The sequence below is a fragment of the Hydrogenivirga sp. 128-5-R1-1 genome, assembly GCF_000171895.1.
This window is the reverse complement of sequence record NZ_ABHJ01000204.1, coordinates 1-1,923: the sequence shown is the minus strand read 5'-3', so window position 1 is coordinate 1,923 and position 1,923 is coordinate 1. Positions and strand designations below refer to the sequence as shown.

Annotated in this window: 2 protein-coding genes; one reads left to right on the top strand and one right to left on the bottom strand. The window is 30.2% G+C overall.

Annotated features, from left to right (window positions below; genetic code table 11):
• The coding region (locus HG1285_RS03350) for a Methyl-accepting chemotaxis-like protein (chemotaxis sensory transducer) (protein WP_008288894.1) at positions 1 to 887 on the top strand (887 nt) is incomplete at its 5' end.
• Here HG1285_RS03350 and prfB read toward each other — a convergent pair.
• The coding region (prfB, locus tag HG1285_RS03355; RefSeq protein ID WP_008288893.1) for a peptide chain release factor 2 at positions 877 to 1,923 on the bottom strand (1,047 nt) is incomplete at its 5' end. The two genes, HG1285_RS03350 and prfB, sit on opposite strands and share 11 nt — an antisense overlap.

Below are 1,923 nucleotides of genomic sequence, written 5' to 3'. Positions count from 1 at the left end.
TGATAGATACATTAATGGAAGAACTAAAAGATAAAGATAAATATTTAGATAAGGAAGTAGATATTTCTGTGGTAGAAGAAGACTTAGAACTATTTAAAGAAGTTTATATTAGGAGCAGAAAAATTAAAAATATTTTTGATTCTATCGCAAGTAAGGCAGGTAAATTTGCAAATGTTGAAAAAGAGTTAGAAAGTAAATTTAGTTATATTTACGATATTACTGACGAGCTTTCTCTTATAGCCCTTAATTCGTCAGTTGAAAGTTATAAGCTTGGTTCTACAGGAGCGTCATTTTTTGTTGTTTCTTCTGAAATTAAAAAAGATTCAGAAAGAATTGGTAAACTTGTTGTTGGTTTAAAAAATGACATTCAAGAGCTTCTAAAGATTGTTCGTTCAATTTTACTTTATACAAATATCTCAAAGTTAAGCATATATATGATAATTCATTTTATAGATGAAATTTTAAATGATGGTGATGAAGGAAATTTATGTGATTGTGAAATGATACTGAGGGATATGGTTTCTGTAGAAAGTAATGATATAGAGATAACTTCTAAGTTTATTACTGAATTGTTAACCTATTTAAAAAAGACAAATATTTATATTAACGACGTGGAAAATATAATTGGCGAACTTCATTATATACAGCTAAATGGACTTGTTGAGTCTGCAAGACTTGGAGAACAAAAATTCTCTATTATATTCAATCAGGTTAAAGAGCTTGTTGAAAATACGACTAATATAATAAATGAAATAAAACCAATGATAATTAATACAATTAAGGAAGCAGAAGATATAAGTAATATTAGTGAAAAAATATTTAAGGAATTAAGATTTATGCAAGATTTAATAAAGGAAGATAAACAGGAGATTAGTGTTAATTCTTAGGGTTTGCTGAAACTTTGTATTTTAGATAAGTTTCCATAAAACTATCAATTTCCCCGTCCATAACAGCCTGTATATTACCTGTTTCATATCCTGTTCTAAGGTCTTTTACCATCTGATAAGGATGGAAAACATAAGACCTTATCTGACTTCCCCAGCTAATCTCTTTTTTTTCTCCTTCAAGCTCTTTTCTTTTTTCTTTTTGTTTCTCAATTTCAAGCTGATAAAGTTTAGCTTTAAGCATTTGCATAGCTTTTGCTCTATTTTGAATTTGTGACCTTTCACTCTGACAAGATACTACTATTCCTGTAGGGATATGTGTAATTCTTACTGCCGAGTCTGTTTTATTTACATGCTGTCCACCAGCTCCTGATGCTCTAAATGTGTCTATTCTAAGGTCATCTTCGTTTATTTCTACTTTTATTTCTTCTCCAATTTCAGGTATTACAGAAACAGCTGCAAAGGATGTATGTCTTCTTTTATTTGAATCAAAAGGTGATATTCTAACAAGTCTGTGGACACCTTGCTCTCCTTGTAAATATCCATAGGCATAAGGTCCTTTGACTATAAATGTTGCACTTTTAATACCTGCAACATCATCAGGCTGGTAATCTACAATTTCAACGTTATATCCGTTTTTCTCTGCCCATCTTAAATACATTCTAAGGAGCATTTCTGCCCAGTCGCATGCCTCAACACCACCTGAACCTGCCTGAACTGAAACTATAGCATTTTTTGAGTCGTACTCTCCGGATAATAAACTTTCTACTTCAAATTTGTTTATTAATGTTTCTAAGTTTTTTATCTCATTTTCTAAATCTTGTTTTGCTTCTTCGTCAGGCTCTAATTCTAAAAGCTCTATATACTCTTCTAAGTAATTAATTTTTTCTTCTATGTTATTTAATTTTTCAAGTTTATCAGATAGATATGTTCTTTCAGCAGATATTTTCTGTGCTTTTTTCTGGTCATTCCAGAAATCTGGAGAAGACATTATTTCGTCAAGCTCTTTTAACTTTTGTTTTATATCTTCTAAATTTGT